At 60.5% G+C, this 19337-nt stretch carries 20 protein-coding genes; 12 read left to right on the top strand and 8 right to left on the bottom strand.

Annotated elements, in window-relative coordinates:
• Positions 1 to 14 precede the first annotated feature (14 nt).
• Complete coding sequence (locus RWT78_RS13095; protein WP_003945730.1) at positions 15 to 2375, bottom strand: arylsulfatase; 2361 nt, start codon at positions 2373 to 2375, stop codon at positions 15 to 17.
• Between the two features lie 177 nt (positions 2376 to 2552).
• Between RWT78_RS13095 and RWT78_RS13090 the strand changes: the two genes are divergently transcribed.
• From RWT78_RS13090 to RWT78_RS13080, 3 genes are read left to right on the top strand one after another with little or no spacing between them, the layout of a single operon-like run.
• Positions 2553 to 3530: an HAD family phosphatase gene (locus RWT78_RS13090; RefSeq protein WP_052027945.1), complete on the top strand. Its 978-nt coding sequence runs from the start codon at positions 2553 to 2555 to the stop codon at positions 3528 to 3530.
• A 12-nt stretch (positions 3531 to 3542) separates the two neighbouring features.
• Positions 3543 to 4409, top strand: a complete 867-nt coding sequence (locus tag RWT78_RS13085; protein ID WP_314676058.1) for a hypothetical protein — start codon at positions 3543 to 3545, stop codon at positions 4407 to 4409.
• 55 nt (positions 4410 to 4464) lie between these two features.
• Positions 4465 to 4896: a PPOX class F420-dependent oxidoreductase gene (locus RWT78_RS13080; protein WP_047269292.1), complete on the top strand. Its 432-nt coding sequence runs from the start codon at positions 4465 to 4467 to the stop codon at positions 4894 to 4896.
• Here RWT78_RS13080 and RWT78_RS13075 read toward each other — a convergent pair whose 3' ends face one another.
• Entirely contained in the window at positions 4897 to 6273 is a 1377-nt protein-coding gene (locus tag RWT78_RS13075; RefSeq protein WP_003945789.1) for a wax ester/triacylglycerol synthase family O-acyltransferase, read from the bottom strand. It abuts the gene before it with no gap.
• A gap of 368 nt (positions 6274 to 6641) precedes the next feature.
• Here RWT78_RS13075 and RWT78_RS13070 point away from each other — a divergent pair, with 368 nt between their 5' ends.
• The 3 genes from RWT78_RS13070 to RWT78_RS13060 all read left to right on the top strand — a co-directional run bounded on the left by RWT78_RS13070 (position 6642) and on the right by RWT78_RS13060 (position 9037).
• A complete protein-coding gene (locus RWT78_RS13070) occupies positions 6642 to 7514 on the top strand; it encodes a hypothetical protein (RefSeq protein WP_007734676.1) in 873 nt (290 codons plus the stop codon).
• Positions 7515 to 7584: 70 nt separating this feature from the next.
• On the top strand, positions 7585 to 8373 hold the full coding sequence (locus RWT78_RS13065) for a hypothetical protein (protein ID WP_003945568.1): 789 nt from the start codon (positions 7585 to 7587) through the stop codon (positions 8371 to 8373).
• A 49-nt stretch (positions 8374 to 8422) separates the two neighbouring features.
• Entirely contained in the window at positions 8423 to 9037 is a 615-nt protein-coding gene (locus RWT78_RS13060) for a hypothetical protein (protein WP_047269291.1), read from the top strand.
• 125 nt (positions 9038 to 9162) lie between these two features.
• Here RWT78_RS13060 and RWT78_RS29215 read toward each other — a convergent pair whose 3' ends face one another.
• Complete coding sequence (locus tag RWT78_RS29215) at positions 9163 to 9621, bottom strand: MarR family winged helix-turn-helix transcriptional regulator (protein ID WP_176741993.1); 459 nt, start codon at positions 9619 to 9621, stop codon at positions 9163 to 9165.
• Positions 9622 to 9683: 62 nt separating this feature from the next.
• Between RWT78_RS29215 and RWT78_RS13055 the strand changes: the two genes are divergently transcribed.
• Both RWT78_RS13055 and RWT78_RS13050 read left to right on the top strand, forming a co-directional pair.
• Positions 9684 to 10559: a haloalkane dehalogenase gene (locus RWT78_RS13055; protein WP_047269290.1), complete on the top strand. Its 876-nt coding sequence runs from the start codon at positions 9684 to 9686 to the stop codon at positions 10557 to 10559.
• Positions 10560 to 10727: 168 nt separating this feature from the next.
• Positions 10728 to 11366: a PAS and ANTAR domain-containing protein gene (locus RWT78_RS13050; protein ID WP_037132380.1), complete on the top strand. Its 639-nt coding sequence runs from the start codon at positions 10728 to 10730 to the stop codon at positions 11364 to 11366.
• A 139-nt stretch (positions 11367 to 11505) separates the two neighbouring features.
• Here RWT78_RS13050 and RWT78_RS13045 read toward each other — a convergent pair whose 3' ends face one another.
• Positions 11506 to 11652: a hypothetical protein gene (locus tag RWT78_RS13045; protein ID WP_164490549.1), complete on the bottom strand. Its 147-nt coding sequence runs from the start codon at positions 11650 to 11652 to the stop codon at positions 11506 to 11508.
• A 181-nt stretch (positions 11653 to 11833) separates the two neighbouring features.
• Between RWT78_RS13045 and RWT78_RS13040 the strand changes: the two genes are divergently transcribed.
• From RWT78_RS13040 to RWT78_RS13025, 4 genes are all read left to right on the top strand, one after another.
• The gene (locus RWT78_RS13040; protein ID WP_042452468.1) at positions 11834 to 13021 is read left to right on the top strand and encodes a zinc-dependent alcohol dehydrogenase; all 1188 of its coding nucleotides are present in this window, start codon (positions 11834 to 11836) and stop codon (positions 13019 to 13021) included.
• Positions 13022 to 13133: 112 nt separating this feature from the next.
• On the top strand, positions 13134 to 13661 hold the full coding sequence (locus RWT78_RS13035) for an SRPBCC family protein (protein WP_054187956.1): 528 nt from the start codon (positions 13134 to 13136) through the stop codon (positions 13659 to 13661).
• 51 nt (positions 13662 to 13712) lie between these two features.
• A complete protein-coding gene (locus RWT78_RS13030) occupies positions 13713 to 14300 on the top strand; it encodes a TetR/AcrR family transcriptional regulator (RefSeq protein WP_165639139.1) in 588 nt (195 codons plus the stop codon).
• Complete coding sequence (locus RWT78_RS13025; RefSeq protein ID WP_003945779.1) at positions 14297 to 15067, top strand: glucose 1-dehydrogenase; 771 nt, start codon at positions 14297 to 14299, stop codon at positions 15065 to 15067. Before RWT78_RS13030 ends, RWT78_RS13025 begins: the two co-directional genes overlap by 4 nt.
• Before the next feature lie 13 nt (positions 15068 to 15080).
• On the opposite strand, the gene RWT78_RS13020 is transcribed toward RWT78_RS13025, so the two are convergent.
• The 4 genes from RWT78_RS13020 to RWT78_RS13005 form a co-directional block, all read right to left on the bottom strand.
• The gene (locus RWT78_RS13020; protein ID WP_099696961.1) at positions 15081 to 15830 is read right to left on the bottom strand and encodes an enoyl-CoA hydratase/isomerase family protein; all 750 of its coding nucleotides are present in this window, start codon (positions 15828 to 15830) and stop codon (positions 15081 to 15083) included.
• Positions 15831 to 15853: 23 nt separating this feature from the next.
• Positions 15854 to 17101: a CoA transferase gene (locus RWT78_RS13015; protein ID WP_314676042.1), complete on the bottom strand. Its 1248-nt coding sequence runs from the start codon at positions 17099 to 17101 to the stop codon at positions 15854 to 15856.
• Between the two features lie 38 nt (positions 17102 to 17139).
• A complete protein-coding gene (locus RWT78_RS13010) occupies positions 17140 to 18738 on the bottom strand; it encodes a bifunctional 3-(3-hydroxy-phenyl)propionate/3-hydroxycinnamic acid hydroxylase (protein ID WP_042920183.1) in 1599 nt (532 codons plus the stop codon).
• A 161-nt stretch (positions 18739 to 18899) separates the two neighbouring features.
• Positions 18900 to 19337, bottom strand: a 438-nt coding sequence (locus RWT78_RS13005) for a DAPG hydrolase family protein (RefSeq protein ID WP_399551849.1), incomplete at its 5' end; no start/stop codon positions are given.

Here is a 19337-nt window from a genome sequence, read left to right as displayed (position 1 = left end):
CGCACGCGGAACTGTCATTCACGCGAGAGCATCGCCACTGCTTCGCGTTCGAGGTCGACGTACGGTTCACCACTGACGTCGATGGCCACCCGGTTGAGCGTTCCACCCGTGAACGCCCAAGGTGACGTACCCGGGTAGTCGTCGGTTACGGGCTCCCCGCTGTCACGGCCTGCATTGAGCCCTTCGCCGCCACCGATGCTGAACTTGCCTGGCTGAGTGCGGATTCTGCCCTCACCGACTTTCCGATCGCCGTAGTAGAGGCCGAGCACCCCGTGCGCAGTGCCCGGCGGATCCTCGCCTTCCTTCTCGAAAGTTGCTGCCAAGATCATATTTTCGCCGATCGGAAGGTCTTCGGTGGCATCGATCTTCTGCTGTTCACTGCCGAGGAAGTTGTACACGTAATGCAGGCGGTTGTCCTTGACGTACAGCGAATGCCCACCGAACCTGCCACCATGCGAGAAGAGCACACCGGTCGCACCTGGTTCGGCCAAATCGACAACTGCCCCGATCGAGAATGAACGATTACGAAGGTTGACGGCGACGGCTTCCGGTACCTCGGCTCCGCCCGGGCGGTAGACATACCGGTTTCGGGGCGGGGCCAACTGGGGGCGAGGCGTGGTGAGGAGTTCGACACCGGACCGATCGTCCAGTGGCAGAGCTTGATTGGCACCGGCCTCGTGGAACCACAACCCCACCAGCTCTGCCAGCCTGCCGGGTTCTTCATCCGCAAGGTTCCGGAGCTCGGCTCGGTCCAACTCTGTGTGGTAGAGCTCCCAGGTGTCTTCCGAGAAATGGCCCCACCCGCTCAGAGTCGGGTGCGTGGTGACGGCCTTCCAGCCGTCATGCCAAATTCCTCGTCCTCCGAGCATCGAATAGAACTGGGTGTGCTTGGCGGTGGGGATGTTGCCGGCATCGAAGCTGTACCGCATGCTCACGCCTTGAATCGGGTGCTGGGTGTACCCCTTCACCGTGTCAGGCAAGTCGACGCCGACGCAGTCGAGCAGAGTCGGGACGACGTCGATGGCGTGATGGTACTGATCTCGAATCTCGCCACGGGCATCGATGCCCTCCGGCCACGAGATGATGCATGGGTCGCAGGTTCCACCGTTGAACGAGTAACGCTTCCACATCTTGAAGGGCGTGTTGAACGCCATCGCCCACCCGTTGGGATAGTGGTTGTACGTCTCGGTGCTGCCCAACTCGTCCAGCTTCGCCAGGTTCTCGGCTAGGTCGTCGGGTACGCCGTTCGCAATCTTGTTCTCGTTGACAGATCCGTCGGGTCCGCCCTCACCGCTGGCACCGTTGTCGGAGACCACCACGATGATCGTGTTGTCGAGCTGCTCGATTTCTTCGAGGTACCCGAGCAGGCGTCCGATCTGATCGTCACAGTGCGAGAGGAAGCCCGCGTACACCTCCGCCATCCGTGAGAACAGTCGCTGCTCGTCAGCGGAGAGGGTGTCCCAGGGGCGGGTGAAATCCAGCGGCGGGAACGGTTCGCCGTCGGGCCCGGTGCGGGTCTCAGGAGTGCCTATCGGGTTGAGTGATGGCAGGGTCGTGTCTTTCGGGACAAGTCCCATTTCCTTCTGTCTGGCCAGAATCTCGTCCCGCATGGCTTCGTACCCTGCGTCGAACCTGCCTGCGTAGCGATCGGCCCATTCGCGGGGCGCGTGATGCGGAGCGTGTGCGCACCCGGGTGCGTAGTAGAGAAATACAGGCCGGTCCGGAGCTATCGACTTCACGTCACCGATGTATTCGAGCGCTCTGTCGGTGATATCGACGCTGAAGTGATACCCCTCTTCGGGCGTCGACGGCTGTTCGACGGGGTGGTTGTCGTGGACGAGATCGGGATACCACTGATTGGTCTCGGCGCCGAGAAAGCCGTAGAACCGCTCGAATCCGCGGCCGACCGGCCAATTCCGTTTCGTGGAAGCAAGATTCATCTCGTCTTCTGCGCACAGGTGCCATTTGCCGACCATCGCGGTGCTGAATCCCTGCTCGACCAGAACCTCGGCGAGCGTGGCACATTCGGGAGGGATGTGACCGTTTCCGCCGGGAAAACCGACCGCGCACTCGCTGATGCAGGCCATGCCGTTGGTCGTGTGGTTTCGCCCGGTGAGCAGACACGATCGCGTCGGGGAGCACAGCGCTGTGGTGTGCCACTGCCCGTACCGCAATCCGTTGCCCGCGATGCGGTCGATGTTCGGCGTCTCGATCGGTCCCCCGTAACAACCCAAGGCGCCGTATCCGACGTCGTCGAGAACGATGTAAAGAATATTCGGTGTGCCGGCGGCGGCCTTCGGCTGCTCGTACGGGCTCCAGTCGGGAATCGAATCGCGAATATCGAGGTTGACGACGCCTTTGAATGCGTTGGCCATGATCTGGCTCCTTGTAGGTCATCTGATTTCCAGCCTCTACGGCCGCATGGTGAATCGCATACCCCGATTGTGGTCACCGAACCGCTGTCGCCCGAAATGGGCGATGCCATTTTCGGCAGGAGATCCGAGTATGAGAGTGCCGGATTTGTCATCGACTCACTGGAAGCCAGGGACCACATGAGCAGTCAATTCGTTGAAGCCTCCACCTCCGACACCTGCGACCCGCTACCGAGCTGGCAAGACGGCCCGCCGAAGCAGGCCGTCCGGCAATTCGTCGAACGCGCGACGGCTGAGGGAAGTCCGGACGAAATCGCACCGGAAGACAGGATCGCAGTCTTCGACAACGACGGAACCCTGTGGTGTGAGAAGCCGATGCCGATCCAACTCGACTTCATCCTGCGCCGCCTCGTCGAGATGACCGCCCAGGATCCGTCTCTTCGCAACCGTCAACCGTGGCAGGCTGCGTTCGAAAAGGACTACTCCTGGTTGAACGAAGTGATCTCGAAGCACTATCGCGGCGACGACAGCGCACTGAAGGTACTCGCGGCCGGTGTCCTGGCGGCATTCGCCGAAGTCACAGTCGACGAATTCGAAACCCACGCCGATACTTACCTGCGCACTGCTTCGCATCCCACTCTCGATCGCAAATATTTGCACTGCAGCTATTCGCCCATGGTGGAGTTGCTCGATTACCTTGCGGCCAAAGGCTTCTCCAACTACATAGTCTCTGGCGGCGGACGTGATTTCATGCGGCCGATCAGTCAGGAGGTCTACGGCATCCCCCGAGATCGCGTCATCGGCAGCGGCGTGGCATTGACGTGGAAGGACGACGGCCACAGCGGCACGATCCTTCGTCAGCCCCAAACCGATGTCGTCGACGACGGGCCGGCCAAGCCCGTACAGATCTGGAACCGAATCGGCCGACGACCTGTCATCGCGGCCGGAAACAGCAACGGTGACCTACCTATGTTGAAGTTCGCCGAACACCCGAACGTTCCGGCACTTCGCCTTCTGGTGCTCCATGACGATCCGGAACGCGAGTTCGACTACGTGGACGGGGCCGAGCACGCACTCGACGTCTCGCGCGCAAACGGGTGGACGGTGGTGAGCATCAAGAACGACTGGAAGACAGTCTTCGAACGATTCGCCGAATGACAGTATTGATACGTGACCCTCGATGATGTCGCCGACGAACTCTACGGCCTCGACCCCGGCGAGTTCGTAGAGGCGCGTACAAAGCATGTGAAGGCTGCCCGGGACGACAACGACCGCACACTGGCCGCAGAGATCGGAAAACTTCGGAAGCCGACCACCGTGGGGTGGTTGGTCAATCTCATCTCGCGCGATGCACCAGAGGATCTGGATGCACTTCTCGCGCTTGGCGAATCGCTACGCGACGCTCAACGCCATCTCTCGGGCCCGGACTTGCGACGGCTGACGACACAGAGGCAGCAGGTGGTGCGGAGTCTCGCCCACAAATCCGGTGAGATCGCCGCCTCGCGGGGAAAGAGCGTCGGCGAGGATTCGTTGCGCGATGTCGCGCAGACTCTCAATGCCGCCCTGGCCGATGAGGAGACTGCCGCGCAGGTTCGACTCGGACGGGTCGTGACCGCCGCGAGTTACAGCGGTTTCGGGCCGGTGGGACTTGCTGTAGTGGAGGAGGATTCTGCACAAGACGCCCCTGCGATCCACACCGAAGAACACGCTCCGGCCAAGTCCACTGCTCCGGATCGCAAGGCCGAACAAGCCAAGGCGAAAGCAGAATTGAAGGAAGCCAGGGCAGGCGTCGAGAAGATCCGACGACGGGTCAAGGCCGAGACCGCCCAGTTCGAGGATGCCAGGTCAAAGCTGTCCGACCTCGACCGTCGCATCGAAGAACTCCGCGCCGAACTCGAGCACGCAGAACAAGAACGACAGTTCGCCAAGAACACCGAGAAGGCTGCCCGCGTCGCAGTTCGAGAGTCCGAGGAGGAACTTCGCGAGGCCGAGTGGCGGGTCGACGAAGCAGAAGAGGCCCTCGACGAGATGGAATGAGTTGTACGTTCGGAGATCTTGACCTCTACAGCAGTTCAGGTTCTAGCGTGATTTCATGACATTCACCCGAATCGAACTCGACTACCTGGCCACACAGACTCTCGGTCGCCTCGCGACGGTTCAACGGAACGGAACGCTGCAAGTCAGTCCGGTCGGGTTCCACTACAACCCGGATACAGCCACGATCGACATCAGCGGTTACAACATGACGGGCAGCCGTAAGTTTCACAATGTCGCAGACAACGGTCGGGTCGCGTTCGTCGTGGACGACATCGCATCCGTAGATCCATGGCAGGTCAGGTGCGTCGAAATCCGTGGCCGGGCAGAGGCTTTGGATACTACAGGTGCTGCTGCACATGGTCTCGACGCACCGATCATCCGTATCCACCCCGAACGCATCATCAGCTTCGGCCTCGACGACAAAGAACTGGACGTCCACCAGTTGGTCGTGAACGGACGTGACGTCGGAAGGCGCGAGTCGAATTGATCAGCCTGCGGCGGCTTCGAGCTCACTCAAGGATTCCTCGAGATGGCCGAGGAGCCGCTGCAAGTGCGGAACATTGCGGCGGCAGCCGACGAGCCCGAACTGCATGGTGTCCGCGTAGCCGATGACGGTGATGTTCATCGCCTGCCCGTCCAACGGAATCGATGCCGGGTAACAGCTCTCGAGTTTCGCGCCATTCCAATAGCGCGTCGTTGTCGGGCCGGGGACGTTGGAAATCACCAGATTGAAGACTGGACGCCCAGTGATCAGTCGGGATGAACCAGGGATCAGCGGCAGCCCGAGACCCGCGACGTTCAATGCACTGAGCGCCGTGATCTGCAGGGGCGTCAGGCCCGACATCAGGGACTTGGCGCTACTCATCGAGTCGTGAACTCTCTGAAGTCGGGCCGCCGGATCTGCCAATTCGGTTGCCAGATCACACAACACCGCACCCACGGCATTGCCGGAAGCCTCACCCTCTTCGCCTTTGCGAAGGGATACCGGCACCATCGCGATCAACGGTTTGTCCGGCAACTCGTCCAGTTCGATCAGGTATCGCCGTAGCGCACCCGCGCACATTGCCAACACCGCATCGTTGAGCGTCACGTCTGCAACGCAGCTGACCTTGCGCAGGCGCTCGATCGGCCACGACTGCGCGGCGACACGCCTCGCTCCGGTGATCGGGACGTTGAAGATCGATTTCGGAGCAGCAAACGGCAACGGTGCGACGTGGTCCTTCACTGCCGAGGCAGCAGCGTTCACTATCGCAGGGCCGACCCCGACCACATCTTGCACAGTCTCGATCACGGAGCCCACCCGCCTCTGCAGGTCCAGCCCGCGACCGGCACGAACCCGCCCCGAAGAAGGTCGTTGCGCCCATGGAGGCATCGAATGTCGATCGTGCGGATCCGACGAGAGGCTGCGGTACCACGCCTGAACAGCAGACACACCATCCATGAGCGCGTGGTGCGTCTTCATGTACACGGCAACTCGGCCGTCGGCGAGACCTTCGATCACGTACGCCTCCCACAGCGGCCGATGCCGATCGAGCAGCGTGCCGTGGAGCATGGAGGTCAGCTCGAGCAACTCGCGGACTCGACCCGGCTTGGGCAGCGCGAGCAACCGGACGTGATACTCGAGATCGACGTCTGCGTCCTCCGTCCAACGCACCGGCGCGAAGTTCGACAAGAACTGCACCGGCTTGCGACGGAAGAGGGGCCGAATCGAGTCGACGTCGGTGAGCGAACGGTAGAGCGACCTGGCGAATTCGCCGTCGTCCCCTTCCGGCGGAACGAAAAGCGACAGGCCACCGACGTGCATGGGATGCTCCCGTGACTCCATCAGAAGGAACATCGAGTCGAGCGGCAGCATCAGCGTCATGGCGATCCGTTCTCTCGGGCAGCTGCCCGGAGTACCGATCAGCCGCTGTTCGACAAAGTTACTCGCCCTGACTTCCCTCATTGGCGACTCCGACAAAACATTGCCCCCTCGATTCGACAGGAGTCCGATATTCCCGTCGACGAACGCCTTTTCGGGTCGAAGCACCTCACAGCGATTCGCGGGTGAATGACGAGACACAGAGCACTGCAACAAATTTCAATCCTCACAGCCGCAAGTAGTAGCGGAGGCGATCGCAGTAATACTTTTGTCGGAATTGTTTCAAATTGTCTGTACATCCAAGTCACACGTGACTACCGTCACTCATCATCACAATCCCGACTGGTCGGTTGTACCCAAAGGAGAAATACATGTCCCGACGTTCGACGTCGCGTGGGCTTTTCGGCGCACTCGCCACCGCAACTGTGTTCGCCACCGCCGCTGCGGTGGGAAGCTTGTCAGCAAGCATTGCAGGAGCCGCCCCGGCAGCGGAGATCCCCTTCGGCGGTTGGGATTCATGTCCGATCGACAATCCCGAGACCAGCACCTGTATGGACGTCACGGTCACCGGCGGAAACATGAAGATCGGCAAGCTTTCCGTCAGCATTCCCGCCGGGGCGATGCGCATCGCAGGCGGAGTTGCATACCGGGAGAATCCAGAGGCTGAATTCGGATTCGACCAAGTATTCATCCCACCCAACGACAACAGTCGGGGGATCTACGCCAAACCCATCGACATCCCCGGGGGCGCACTCGGAATCGACCTGCCATTCAACAATCTCTTCGGACTGAACAAGGCTTCGGCCACCGTAGAGTCGACGTCTGCACTCCCCACCGTGGACGCATTTCAGCTTGGTGTGAAGCTACCCGTCAAATTGAAGATCGCGAACCCACTCCTCGGCGGCAAATGCTACCTGGGCTCGGACAACAACCCCGTCCAACTCAACTTGGATGTGACCGAATACGGTGTCCTCGAGGAGGTTCCAGGTTTCCCGGATACTGCCGTCGTTCGAAACACCGGGCACACCGGACAGCCCTTCGCGGTCCCGACAGCTTCCGGATGTGGCCCGTTCGGCGTTCTGAATCCAATCGTCAACTGGCGCGCCGGGCTTCCCTCGTCCACCACGTCCAACTCCCTCGCCACGACGAGTGACGTCTACAACATCGGTGCCGACAGCCTCAGGCCCCAGCCGGCAGGCTCACCCGAACCCGCTGCCGTCGTTGCCGAACGTAGTGCCAACTAGCAATCCAACCCACTGCCACAGAACCGTCATCGACGACAGATTGCCACCTCGAAACGGAGTTCACTTGTCCATGCGCACAATACGATTCAGAGCCGCGCTCGCCGTCGTCGCAGCGGGAGTCCTCACTCTCGGGGCGGTGTCAACCGCGACGGCGGCCCCGCTGCCCAATGCGCCGTTCGGGGGCTGGGGAAAATGCCCGATAGCCAATCCGGAGACAAGCACCTGTGTCGATGTCGTCGTCAAAGGCGGCGAAATGAACATCAACGGGCTCAAAGTACCGATTCCTTCCGGCTCGTTGAATATCGCCGGCGGTGTCGCCTATCGCGAGAACCCCGACGCTGAATTCGGGTTCGACCAGATCTTCATTCCTCCCACTGACGGCACCAAAGGCGTCTATTCCACCCCCATCGAGGTACCAGGAGGAATCTTCGGGCTCGGTATACCGTTCCCCGGCGGCTTGACCACCATCAAGGCAACAGTCGAACCGGTCGCGTTGCCAACAGTCGACGCATTCCAACTCGGTGTCACACTTCCGGCAAGATTGAAGATCTCCAACCCCTTGCTGGGCGGCAACTGCTATCTGGGTTCTGCGAGCAACCCGATCATGTTCAAACTCGGAGTGTCCGAAAATGGTGTCCTGGAGGAAGTTCCAGGATTTCCGGATACCGCCGCCGTCAGAAACGTGACGCACGCCGACCAGACGTTCGCGGTACCGGGCGCATCTGGATGTGGACTGTTCGGCGCATTGAATTGGGCAGTCAATCTTCGCGCCAACGTTCCGTCTTCGAGTGGTCACAACTCGTTGACCACCACAAGCGATGTGTTCAACATCGGCGCCGACAGCCTGCGGACGCAGTAGAGCAAGCACCGGCGACTCACGAAGTATCACCGACAACAAGGAGATATCGATGACCCATGCAGTTCGCCGCACCACCATCGTCACAGCTGCCGCCGCAGCCGCGATTGCGGTCGCAGCCGGCACCGCTCTGGCTTCGACCGTCGTCACTCCAGCGGGTCAAGCCGTGACTGCTTCGAGCAGCAATCTCAGTATCAAGACAGGAACGATCACACTTACCTGCTCCAGTACGACGGGCTCCGGGACCATCCCATCCGCGCCGGGTAATTCCAACACCGGCACCGGCGGAGTCAACGTCAATATCGGCACCCCCAGCCTGACCGGGTGCAAGGCTAACGGCCTACCCGCTGTGGTCACGACCTCCGGCTCCTGGCTATTGAACGTCTCGGCAGACACCGGATCGGCTCAGGGATCCCTGGTCATTCCTGCAGGAGGCGCAGTCGTCACGATGCCCGGATCAACATGCACAGTCACCGTCGGGGCCAGCACTGTCGGACCGCTGCCATTCGATATTCCCAACCAGCGCGTCGTGGCAAGCAACACCGGCACCGTGAACTACACACGCACCGGCACCGGACCCGTCTGCCCCGCCGCAGCCACTGGCACGGCAACAATGTCGGGCACACTGCAGTTCGCATCGGCCACACCGATCAACGTGACACCGTGACGATCGACAGCTAGACAATAGGGCTCGTTGGGGGATCGACGCTTCCGTCGGTCCTCCAACGAACGTCCTGTGGACCGGGTCCGCACACGATCGCCTTCGGTTTCGCCACGAAGCGGACCGGCGCATTATCCATCTGCTGCTTCGGTGGCGTCGAGTAACGCGTCAAGGGCGCGGTGGAGCTCGGCGAGTTCCCGCCCTCCGGTTTTCGTCAGCACTTCCGTATTCTTTGCATCCAATTGGCGGACAATGTCTTTAGCGAGCTCTATGACTCGTTTGCCCTCGTCACTGAGATCGAGGCGAACGGCTCGCGCATCGCGTCTATCGCGTTCACTGACAACAAACCCGCTCTTCTCCAACGCTCGCACGAGCTTGGATATGTAGATTCGCTGCAATCCTGTGTGCGCTGAGAGTTCTCGCTGACTCGGCCTCTCCCCCGCACTCACCAGACCATGCAGAGACGCGAGCACTGAATACTGGGCGTGAGTCAACCCCAGGTGCGCGATCGCTCGGTCAACCCCCGCCCGCCAGCGCAAGCCAAGGTGCCACACCAGCGACCCTGTCGTCCATGTTTCTCGATCTTGCATACAAATAGAATACATGGCTACTATCTCAATTAGAGTATATGGAAACTATTTGAGGAGTCGCAATGCCCACAATTCCCGTGCTCGACTCGACCATGGCCTACCGCTCGCGCGGTGAAGGAACACCCTTCGTACTCATCCACGGAAACCCCACATCCTCGCACTTGTGGCGAAACATCCTGCCGCAGATAGGAAATCTAGGCCGCGCACTTGCCCCTGACCTCATCGGAATGGGGCAGTCAGGCAAACCGCCAATCAACTATGGCTTCCTCGACACCGCCCGCTACCTCGACGCCTGGTTCGACCAGATGGAACTCGACGACGTCGTACTCGTCGGACACGACTGGGGCGGGGCACTTGCACTGGACTGGGCTGCCCGCCACCCCGATCGCGTCCGAGGTGTGGCCTTCTTCGAAACGATCCTTCGTCCGATGACCTGGGACGAACACTTCCCGGGAGAGGCACGGGCACGGGTGGAAGCTCTGAGGGACTCCGACACAGGAGAGACGAAGGTACTCGACGAGAACTTCTTTCTCGAAATAGCGCTTCACAGAACGGTTCTCGGTGAAATGACCGAAACCGATGCCGAGGCCTATCGCTCCCCTTATCCGTCACGAGAGAGTCGCCGACCCCTTCTCGAGTGGCCACGATCCTTCCCCATCGAAGGAACTCCCGGTGACGTGAATGCACGTGTGGCGGCGTACAGCGATTGGCTCGCAGAAAGCACCGACGTACCCAAACTTCTTCTCACCTTCAGCGGCCCCGCAGAACTTCTCATGATCGGACCTGACGAAGTCACGTGGAGCCGATCGAATATCGCAAATCTCGAGGTGGAACAGTGCGGTCCCGCAGGACATCTCGCCCCCGAGGATCAGCCTGCGGCCATCGCGGCGGCGATCACCGAATGGACAGAGCGGCAACACTGTTTCAACCGCGAGTGACGTGGGACCGTCGCCAAGTACTCTGAGCGCCGGTTTCCCCGACCCATGCGGTAGCGATCCAGACGATGCTCCGAAATATGGGACCGACACCACCTCCGCCGGATTTGTCCGATATAACTAACTGGCGAGTACGCCGGTTGGGACGAGGTCGAGAACGAGGGGGCGTGTGTGGTGAACGAGGACGGGTTGGGGCGAACGTCAGGATCGGGGGCTCCACACCGGGTGGGCGGCTTTCTCTATCACCGCAACGGCGACCGGTGGGAGTGGTCGGACGAAGTTGCACGGATTCACGGATACGAACCCGACCAAGTAGCTCCGACGACAGAATTGATGCTCTCGCACAAGCATCCCGACGACCGAAGACACGTTGCCCAGACACTGCACGCCATCCGCACTTCAGGCGGACCGTTCAGCAGCCGCCACCGCATCATCGACACTGCAGGGGATACTCACTCGGTAATCGTCGTCGGCGACAGCGTCGTGGACGAGTCGGGTGCCGTGGTCGGCAGCTCAGGCTTCTACATCGACGTCACCGAAACCCTCGACAGCACGGTGAAAGCGTCTGTCGACGTGCTGGTCAACGAAATCACCGCTTCTCGCGGAGTAATCGAGCAAGCCAAAGGCATGCTCATGGTGATCTACGGCATTTCGGCCGATCGCGCCTTCGACATACTCGTGTGGCGTTCTCAAGAGACCAACGTGAAACTCCGGGATGTTGCCGAGCAGTTGATAGTTCGAACGCTTGACGACTTCCGGGTCCCGACACTACTGCGGACCCGATTCGATCACGTGCTGTTACAGGGTTGAATGACAACAGGGTTGAGGGATCTGCTCAAGGCGGTTCCCGTGGCTGGCTGCTCAACCTCGAGGAACCTCGCCCGCATTGATTCCGGGACGGTCCGATGCGGCCTATCCCCGTTGTTACCCAACGCGGAGTAAAAGGAAACTACTCGTCGTCAGACTTCTCGCCGGAGGTCTCCTCGACCAGTTCAGGCGCCTGTTCTCGCGTTGCCATTCCCCCGTCGCCGCCCTTGTCCACGGGTCCTGGGTGCCCACCCTTGGGCGACTGGTCGTTGTCGTCTTTGTCGGTCATGCGATCGTCCTCATCATCTCGTCGTCTCAGTCCTGGAGCCGGTGCAAAGAGACCGGGACCCAGCTCCATCTCAATCTAACGCGCTCAGGGCTTCTCGCAACCCTCACCGATTTTGTTTGCATTTCAGTGCTTTCGGGCAGGTGACTGCGAACAGCATTTCCACGATGAGAGGTCGATCCCAGTGCGCGCAGTGACTTGGCAAGGCAAACGGAAAGTAAGCGTCGATACGGTTCCGGACCCGAAGATCGTCGAACCCACCGACGCGATCATCAAGGTCACCACGACTAATATCTGCGGATCCGATCTGCACCTGTACGAGACTCTGGGTGCGTTCATGAATGCCGGCGACATTCTCGGCCATGAACCGATGGGAATCGTCGAAGAAGTCGGTTCGGAAGTCACGAATCTCGAGATAGGTGACCGCGTCGTGATTCCGTTCCAGATCTCGTGTGGCAACTGTTTCATGTGCGATTCGAGCCTCTACACACAGTGCGAGACGACGCAGGTCCGCGATCAGGGAACGGGCGCAGCATTGTTCGGCTTCTCCGAACTCTACGGCTCGGTGCCAGGCGGGCAGGCTGAGTACCTCCGAGTACCGCAAGCACATTTCACACACATCAAAGTTCCCGAAGGTCCCGCGGATTCCCGATTCGTCTACCTCTCCGACGTGCTCCCCACAGCCTGGCAGTCGGTCGAATACGCCGACATCCCGCCGGGTGGGTCCGTGACAATCCTCGGCCTCGGACCGATCGGTGACATGGCGGCTCGTATCGCCCACCACAAGGGGTTTCGAGTAATCGGTGTGGACCGTGTACCCGAACGCCTTGCGCGGCTTGCCGAACGCGGTATCGAGACCCTCAACCTGGACGACTACGGCAGCAAGATCGGCGATGCCATCAGAGACGCGACAAACGGCCGCGGAACCGATTCGGTGATCGACGCTGTCGGTATGGAAGCGCACGGGTCTCCGATCGGAAAGCTCGCGCAGCAGTTCGTCGGACTCCTTCCCGATGCTCTTGCCGCGCCTGCGATGCGTAACGCAGGAATCGATCGCCTTGGCGCTGTCTATTCGGCCATCGACATCGTTCGGCGCGGCGGAACCATTTCTTTGATCGGTGTCTACGGCGGAATGGTTGATCCGCTGCCGCTGATGACCATGTTCGACAAGCAGATTCAGCTCAGGATGGGCCAGGCGAACGTCAAGAAGTGGGTAGAGGACATCATGCCCCTGCTCACTGACGACGACCCACTCGGTGTCGACACCTTTTCCACCCATCAGCTGCCGCTCGATCAGGCGCCACACGCCTACGAGATCTTCCAGAAGAAGCAGGAAGGCGCGGTCAAGATCCAACTGAAACCGCACCTGTAGTTCAACGCCGATCAGGTCGACGGTTCATCCGCCACGTCCGCATCTTGTTCGCGAAACCACCGATAGTCATACTCACCTCACACACGCTCGACAGAAAGAACCTGAAACCGAAATGGCTCGCGAACTTACCGTCTCCGACAGCATCGTCGTCAGCTCCGACGCGCTTTCCCTCTACGAGGTCATTAGCGATCCCACTCGTATGGGTGCCTGGAGTCCCGAAAACATAGGCGCAACCTTGCGGGGAGACCGCGAAAGCGCTTTCCTGGGCATGGAGTTCGACGGGCACAACAAGCGTGGGCGCGCGCAGTGGACCACGCGATGCACAGTCACCGCTGCCGAGGCCGGGAAGCTCTTCGAATTCCGTGTTCACAAGATCGGCCTCAGTACTCCCCGGATCCCCGCCTCTATCGCAACCTGGCAGTACCGATTCTCGCCGGTGCCCGACGGAACCCGAGTTACCGAAACGTGGACCGACGACAGGCGCGGCTGGCCGGACTTCGCCGCCGACATGTTCGACAAAATTGCCACCGGAGGAAAAACCTTCGCCGACTTTCAGCGCGGCAACATCCGCAAGACGCTCCTGAACCTCAAGAACGCAGTTGAGCAGGAGGTTTCCGGAATCGAAGGTAACGTCGGCTGACTGGCCGACACCATTTGTGGCAGTTTCTGCCACTTTTGGTACAGTGCGGATATGGCAACAGCCCGCCGCACTGCACTACTTCTCCGCGTCTCGCAGAGTTGTGCTGCCGCTTTCGTCCAACGCGGCGACACTTCGACGACCATCGCGGAGCTCGCCGAGCGGGCAGAAATCTCCGAGCGAACGTTCTACCGTTGCTTCGCCACCAAAGAGGAGAGCATCTGGCCGATGCTCGACGAGGGAAACCGCAGTCTGGCCGCCGCACTCAGCGCGCAAGCCCGCGAATTCGGGCTCGCAGCGGCTGTGAAGAATGCCTTTATCGCATCGGTCGGCGAGTCTTTCGAGCCGATGACCCGGTCACTGATGCCCATCATCTTCGGCGATGCGGCACTCCGGAGAGTTTGGGAATCAGCAACTTTCGAGACGATGGAACTGATTCGCCCAGAAGTCGCACGCCTGATCGACCGTCCGGAAACCTCGCTAGACACCACAGCGGCTTCGGGCCAGGCAACACTTGCGGTAGTCGCCGCACTGCGTGAGATGGCAGACCTCCGGACGCCCGCACCCGAGGCCATCACCCGCGCGCTCGGGGCGTTCTCGAAGCCATATCTCGCAACACCTACAGGTAAGGAACAATCATGACTCAGGATCTCTCCGGAAAAATCGTTCTCGTCACCGGCGGCGCACGCGGCCTGGGCGAGGCGTTTGCCCGCGGCATCGTCGCGGGCAACGGCCGCGTCGTCATCGGCGACCTACTCGACGACGACGGTCGAGCAGTGGCCGAATCTCTCGGCGACGCAGCGCGTTACGTTCACCTCGACGTCACCGATCCAGCGTCTTGGAAGTCCGCCGCCGAGTACGCGGTATCCGAGTTCGGCGCGATCAACGGTTTGGTCAACAACGCCGGAATCTCGGCGTCCGGCCAGACAGTCGCCGAGGAACCACTCGAGACGTTCCAGCGCATCATCCAGATCAACCTGGTGTCCGTGCACACCGGCATCCACACAGTAGTGCCGTTCATGAAGGCAGCCGGCGGCGGATCCATCGTGAACATCTCCTCGGCCGCCGGCCTGATGGGCATGGCTCTGACCAGCGGTTACGGCGCAGCCAAGTGGGGCGTGCGTGGGCTGAGCAAGATCGCCGCCGTCGAACTCGGTCGCGACAAGATCCGGGTCAACTCGGTTCACCCCGGCATGGTCCTGACGCCCATGACTGCACCGACGGGTATCAGCCTCGAAGAGGGCGCATTCCCCAACAATCCGTATCGCCGTGTCGGTCGCCCGGAGGAGTTGGTCGGCGCGGTCACCTACCTGCTTTCCGACGATGCCTCGTACACAACGGGTTCCGAGATCGCCGTCGACGGCGGTTGGACTGCCGGCCCGTCGATCGAATACATCGCCGGCCAGTAACAGCCTTGCAGACTCACGTATGCAGAATTTGCGCGATGCCAAGTTGGAGGTCGCGCAAATTCACGGCCGGACCGAGGGTGTGGTGAGGAGGAGGGCCGGTAACAGCAATCAATGCCTCCTTCGCCGCACGCACGGCTGATGTCGGCTGGCGAACAATCTCCTCTACCAAATCCCGAACAGTCGACGCGAGCAGCTCGCCGTACACACACCGATTCGCCAAACCTGTTGTTACCGCGTCCGGTCCCTTCACCAGCCGTCCGGTGTAGTGCAGTTCAGCGGCCACAGCCGGTCCCACAACACGGACAAGGCGCGCCGCGAATGCCGGACTGGGTCGAATCCCGAGACGCGCAATAGGCATTCCGATTCTGGCGGAAGTCGCCACGACTCGAATATCGCACGCGAGTGCCAACTGACACCCTGCTCCAGCCGCCACGCCCGAAATCTGTGCGATGACAGGAACGGGACAAATTTCGATAGCGCGGAAGGCTGCCTCCATTTGCGCGAACGACTCCTCGACGTCCTCGGCACAGGCACCGACCCACTCGGTGACATCGGACCCGGCGCAGAAGGTATCGCCGACGCCGCGAAGGACGACAACACCGAGCGATGCGTGGGTCGAGACGCCAATGATCTGATGCGCGAGATCTTTCCAAGCATCACCGTTCAAAGCGTTTCGACGACGGCCTGTGCCGATCGTCACCGTCGCGATTGGGCCGTCGAACGTCACATCGACCATGCCGGAGTCGCGCCGGCTCGGCCTCATAGCAGAAACCATCGATGTCTTTCTCATCGGCGTGCTTCGCTGAGCCAACCGGTGACAACAGCGTTGTCCGCACCGAGAAGCGGTGGAGCCGAGTGACAGTTCTTCGTGACCTCCATGCCGTCCACAGAGAAGAACCGGAGTGGGGGTCCAGGAAGCGTTATCCGACCTAGGCTTTCGTGTTCGACTTCGACCATCAACCCCTGCGAACGAGTCTGTTCCCAGCGGTACACCTCGTCGATTCCACGAACACGTCCCGCCGGAATACCCGTACGGTCCAGCTCGAGCAGCAGCTCGTCCGTGCCATACTTCGAAAAAATGCTTTCGATAAGCTGGCGGACCGCCTTACTGTTTCGAACTCGTTCGGAGTTGTCTTCCATCCCGGGGGCATCTGGGGCCAACCCGAAGCCCGAGCAGAACCGCTTCCAAAGTCCTTCACTACCAACCGCAATCTGAACTACGCCGTCAGCTGTCGGAAAGAGCCCGTAGGGGCAGATCGACGGATGGTGATTCCCTTGTGCCTTACCAGTTTCACCAGCGACGGTAAATCGAGTTCCTTGGAAGGCGTGGATACCTACTATGCCGGCCAGCAAAGAGGTTCGTACCGTCTGCCCAACGCCGGTTCGCCCTCGCTCCTGCAGTGCCGCGAGTACACCGAATGCGCCGTACATCCCTGCCAGTAGGTCGGCTATCGGAGTTCCGACCTTTTGGAAGTCGTTGGGACCCGAACCTGTCAGCGACATCAGACCCGCCTCCCCTTGTGCGATTTGGTCGTACCCCGCACGTCCGCCTTCCGGTCCGTCGTGACCGAATCCGCTGATGGACAGCACGACGAGTCGCGGATTCAGCTCCGAAAGTCGTTCGGCGGTAAGCCCCAAACGATCGAGGACGCCGGTCCGAAAATTCTCCATCAGAACGTCGGCGCGTGAGACAAGGGATTCCAGTAGTGCAAGACCCTCTTCAGATTTCAGATCGAGTACGACTGACTTCTTGTTTCGATTCGTGGACAAGAAGTATGTCGATTCTCGCTGTGCACCTGCAGGTTCCATGAAAGGTGGCCCCCAGCCGCGCGTATCGTCGCCGGTACCGGGTGTCTCGATCTTGATGACCGTCGCCCCCAGGTCGCCGAACATCATTGAAGCGTGAGGTCCCGCGAGTGCGCGCGTGAGGTCTGCAACGACTATGCCTGCCAAGGGCCCTCTTCGAACATCGGATCCGGATTGTTCCGAAGATGATTCGACCGAATCGATGTCGTCGGTAACTGAGTTGAACATGTAACTTCCTGTCGATAGTCGATGTGGCGGTCGCGCTGTCAGGCAAGCGTCCGAGCAGGTTCCGGCACACGCAACCTGTGTAGGAAACCTGCTGCCAGCTCGGTTGCCTGGTGCGTTCCAGCAACGCCGTAGACGTGAAAATCCGGTCTGACCAGAACGACATCTGCGTCCTGATCGTCGAGCCAGCGCGTGTAGGTGAGGTCGACGTCGTCGACAACGGTCACGCCCGCCGATTCGGCACCTCCGAGCGCTACGAGGTCGATCCCCAACGTCGCCAAAGCTGTTCGCGTCGCCTCCGGAACTTCTCGCAGCGCGGCCGATGTGCGTGAAATCAAAGCCCCTGGCCCATCGAACGCATCGTCGAACTTGGCAACTTCGCCATCTCCGACTCGAACCTGACCTTGTAAAGCCAGACTGCCACCGGCAGTCCCGACATGTATCCCTGGGCCGAGCCCTGGTCGTGGCGGAGCAGGAGGCTTCATTCCCGCAGTCCAGTTCGCCACCATGCGGGCATCACGTTCAGCAGCTTGCTGAGGGTCGGACATGCAGATGACTTGACCTAGTTCGGTCGAGAACTGCACAAAAGCTTGTGCGTGCCTTAGTCGTTCTGTTCCATATGTATCGAGCAGGTGGTCGTCCGCTGCCGAACGCAACACCGCATCGAGCTTCCACGACAAATTCATCACGTCACGGACACCAGCACCCAGGCCTTGTCCGGCGAACGGCGGCATAAGATGCGCGGAATCGCCGGCGAGCAACACGCGTCCTTGTCGCCATCGCGTCGCCCAGCAAGCCTGAAACGTGTACACGGAATGCCGTTCAAGGATTGCATTGTCGGGGGTCAGCCCATACGGCTCGAGCAGTTCCCAGGCCGTGTCTTCGCGCTGAAGGGATTCTCGACTCTCTTCCGGCAGTCGCATGAACTCCCAGCGACGGCGGCCCGGACCACCGGGAACCATCGTGGAAGGGCGCCGGTAGTCGCAATTCTGCGCGGCAACGTTCGGAAAACTGGTTCCGCCCGAAGGTTTGACGTCCACAACCAACCAATCGTAGAAGTACCCCTCGTCGTGCCAGTCGATTTCGGCCCATTGACGAACGCGACTGTTCGCCCCGTCTGCACCGACAATCCACTGCGCATCGACGGCGACACACCTACCGCTGTCCACGGATTGGACGACTACTGTTGCCAGTGCCGAATTCTGCGTCAATGCCACCGCTTCCCACCCCCTCATCACCCGAATATTGGACAACCCGGCGACAATGGCGTCCAAGGCCTCTTCCAATGCGGGCTGGCTGAAGAAATAGGTGTTGTACCAACCGGATTCACCTTTACCACTCCAGTCGACCTCCACCAGTGTCCGCCCGTCACCGTTTCGCCACACATACATGTCGTCATAAGGTTCGGTTATCTCGGGAATGGTGTCCGGCGCCAGCCCGACCGACTGCAGGATTCGCGCGAAATCGGCGCAATGGGTTACTGCACGCGGCAGAGGGTATCCGACTTCATTTCGATCCACGACGACGACATCGTGGCCCTTCCGAGCGAGTTTGACGGCGAGAAGCTTCCCCACCGGCCCGAAACCGACGATCATCACGTCAGCAGCTATCCTCGTTGCTTCGGCGTTGACACTCTGCACAGCGAATTCCGTTCTGGTGAAATAGCTTTGATGTTGAGAACAAGGATCGGTTCGTTAATTCCTTTTGTCACGGATCAGGTCCCGGAAATCGGGACGAGCCGAAATTCTCGGTGCCGCCGGAAACGGGTGCACGACCCTGGCGGGCACCGAGACAACTGCCGTCACCACGGTGCTCGCGGCGGAGATACGTCCCGGTTTTCGGCTACGTAGAGCGACGGCAGGAAACGAGACAAAAATGTGAACTCGTCGTACGCGTGCTGCAGGAGTCCTTGACCGAACTCCACAGTTGCTTGTGCCGCAATCTGTTCCGCGGTTTGCCCGAGTGTCTCGAGATCGTGTCCGATGAAGAAGTGACTTCGCAGGGCCATCCCCCACTCGGTATCGCGAGCGATGTGCAGCAGCCTGCCGCCGAGCACGCGCCCGTCCGGGAGACGAGGTGGATTGTGGGTGACCCCCAATCGTCCGACAACCACTCCGGACACAGCGCCGGATTCTCTTGCTCTGGAATAGGCGTCTTCGTCGAAGAACTCGGACGGATCCCGAAATTGGATGACCAGATCATCGGCCGGCTGCCCCGAGAAGTATTCGGTGACGACGTG

Origin of the sequence: uncultured Rhodococcus sp. (genome assembly GCF_963525155.1) — a bacterium.
Classification (GTDB): Bacteria; Actinomycetota; Actinomycetes; order Mycobacteriales; family Mycobacteriaceae; genus Rhodococcus_F; species Rhodococcus_F qingshengii.
The sequence above is the reverse complement of the archived record's forward strand: the minus strand, read 5'-3'. Positions and strand labels throughout refer to the sequence as shown.